We start from the raw sequence: 2,080 nt of genomic DNA, 5'->3' as shown, positions 1-2,080 counted from the left end.
TCCTTTAGAATAGGCGCATCTTATTTCTTAGCTTTGATTTCTCAATGATTCAGTTAGACCAGTTATCTATACGTCGCGGTGGACGTGTTTTATTTCAAAAAGCGTCGATGCAGTTACACCCAGGATGGAAAATTGGCCTAACCGGTGTCAATGGTGCCGGGAAATCGACCCTGTTTTCAGCTTTGCTCGGCGGCATGGAGTCAGACACCGGTTCGTTGACCCGTCCTGCGGTATGGACCGTGGCGCATATGGCACAGGAAATCAAAGCGCTGAATATGAAAGCCATTGATTTCGTCTTGTCCGGCGATGAAGAATACTGGGATATTCAGCAGAAACTGGAGCAGCCAGATCAACTGGATGATGCAGAACTGGCGCATTTATATGGCCGTTTTGATGAAATTTCAGGTTATTCTGCGCCGGCCAAAGCTTCGCAACTGATGGCCGGTCTGGGCTTTTTTGAACATCAATCCCAACTGGATGTTTCAAGTTTTTCTGGTGGCTGGCGCATGCGCCTGAATCTGGCGCGTACCCTGATGAGCCGTTCCGATTTACTCCTTCTTGATGAACCGACCAACCATTTAGACCTGGATGCCATTCTCTGGCTCGAAGACTGGCTGAAAGCCTATGAAGGTACGCTGGTGCTGATTTCGCATGACCGGGATTTTCTCGATGCGATTACCGACCATATTTTACATATTGAAAATCAGGAACTGATTTTATATACCGGTAACTACTCGACCTTCGAGCGTACCCGCAGTGAACGTCTGGCGCAGCAGCAACAGGCTTATGAAAAGCAGCTGGAAACCCGCGCACATCTGCAAAAATATATTGACCGTTTTAAAGCGAAAGCCACCAAAGCCAAGCAGGCACAGAGCCGGATCAAACAGCTGGAGCGTATGCAGGAACTGTCTGCTGCCCATGTTGATACACCATTTACCTTCAGTTTCCGTGAACCGACCAAAATGAGTTCGCCTTTATTGCAACTGGAACATGCCGATATTGGTTATGGTGACAAGCTGATTGTCACCAATGTCAATTTACAGATCACGCCAAGCAGCCGGATTGGTTTGCTCGGGATGAATGGTGCCGGTAAATCTACCCTAATTAAATCGCTGGTCGGTGATTTAAAATTGCTTCAGGGTCTGCGCAAAGACTCGGAACTGCTCAATATTGGCTACTTTGCCCAACACCAAATGGATGCACTGGATGGCAATGCCAGCCCGATGTTACAGCTGGCCCGTATTGCCGATAAAAAAATCAGTGAAGCCAGCTTACGTTCTTTCCTGGGCAGTTTTGGTTTTAGCGGCGAACGCATGGATACGCCAAGTGAAAGTTTCTCAGGCGGTGAACGTGCCCGTCTGGCTCTGGCATTGATTGTCTGGCAGCGTCCAAACGTGTTGATTCTGGATGAACCGACCAACCATTTAGATCTGGATATGCGTCATGCATTGACCATGGCCTTGCAGGATTTTGAAGGTGCTGTGGTGCTGGTATCGCATGAACGCCAGCTGATTGCCAGTGTCTGTGATGAATTGCTGCTGGTACATAATGGTCAATGCCGTGAATTTGACGGTGATCTGACCGCTTATGCCGACTGGTTACGTCAGGCCCGCATTGAGATGATCAAAAACGGGCAGAAGCCAGCCGAGCCGGTGAAATCTCAGGTCGAAGTCAAAGCAACCATTTCCAAACTGGACAAAGAAGCACAGCGTAAGGAAGCGGCACGCCAGCGGGAACTGAGCCGCCCGATTCGTAAAAATATCGAAAAATGCGAAGCACAGATTGCAAAGGTTACGCCGCGTCTGGCTGAAATTGAAACTTTACTGGGTGACAGTGCTTTACATGAAGCCTCACGTAAAAATGATTTGCTCAAACTGATGAATGAGCAAACCGAGCTGAAAGCCAAACTGGAAACAGCCGAGGAACAGATGCTGGAACTGATGATGGAACTGGAAAGTCTGGAGCAGTCCTTCTAACGCTATTTCAATACCCCCCATTATCTGAGAGATGAGTAACAAGCGTTATTCATCTCTTTTTTTTTATTAAAACCACCCATTTTTAATATTTTCCTCCTGCTTTT

1 protein-coding gene is annotated in these 2,080 nt (G+C 47.7%); it reads left to right on the top strand.

Features of this window, described 5'->3' with window-relative positions; genetic code table 11:
• The first annotated feature begins 44 nt into the window (after positions 1–44).
• A complete protein-coding gene (locus tag FTT91_RS14430) occupies positions 45–1,976 on the top strand; it encodes an ATP-binding cassette domain-containing protein (RefSeq protein ID WP_180169696.1) in 1,932 nt (643 codons plus the stop codon).
• The last annotated feature ends 104 nt before the right edge of the window (positions 1,977–2,080 follow it).

This window comes from Acinetobacter sp. YH12021 (genome assembly GCF_013420145.1).
Taxonomy (GTDB): domain Bacteria; phylum Pseudomonadota; class Gammaproteobacteria; order Pseudomonadales; family Moraxellaceae; genus Acinetobacter; species Acinetobacter towneri.
The sequence above is the reverse complement of the archived record's forward strand: the minus strand, read 5'-3'. Positions and strand labels throughout refer to the sequence as shown.